The 482-nt window shown below is 62.2% G+C and carries 1 pseudogene; it reads right to left on the bottom strand.

The features are described 5' to 3' along the window. A pseudogene (gene mutL / locus ACTHUR_RS19570) lies at nt 1–482 on the bottom strand (DNA mismatch repair endonuclease MutL); the annotation flags it as partial.

Below are 482 nucleotides of genomic sequence, written 5' to 3'. Positions count from 1 at the left end.
GGGACAGGCTGCGCTTTTGCGGCGCGCGTGCTGCCTGATAGGGCATGGGGGCGGTTTTATCGGAACCGAAGGCGCTGCGCGGTTCGGAAACGTGTGCGCTTGGTGCGGCGGCGAAGATGTTTTCAGACGACGTGGTCGGGTTTGGGTGGAACCCGTTAGGCTCGTTTTCAGACGACGTTGCCGCGGGACGGATACCTGTGATTTCGTGCAACACTTCGCCTGCGTTGCCGACGCTTTCGGTCAAGTCGGCGCGCGTGTCGGCGAGGGCTTTGTTGAGGGTGTGGAACACGAGTTGGTGTACCTGCTGGCTGTCGCGGAAGCGGATTTCGGTTTTGGTGGGGTGGACGTTGACGTCCACGGCTTCGGGCGGCAGGTCGAGGAAGAGGACGAAGGCGGGGGTGAGGGCGTTGTGCAATACGTCGCGGTATGCCTGTTTGACGGCGTGGAGCATGACTTTGTCGCGCACGAAGCGGTGGTTGACG

The sequence above is a fragment of the Neisseria sp. P0021.S007 genome (assembly GCF_051956855.1).
Note: the sequence above shows the minus strand (reverse complement) of the source record. Positions and strands in the feature narration are given on the sequence as shown.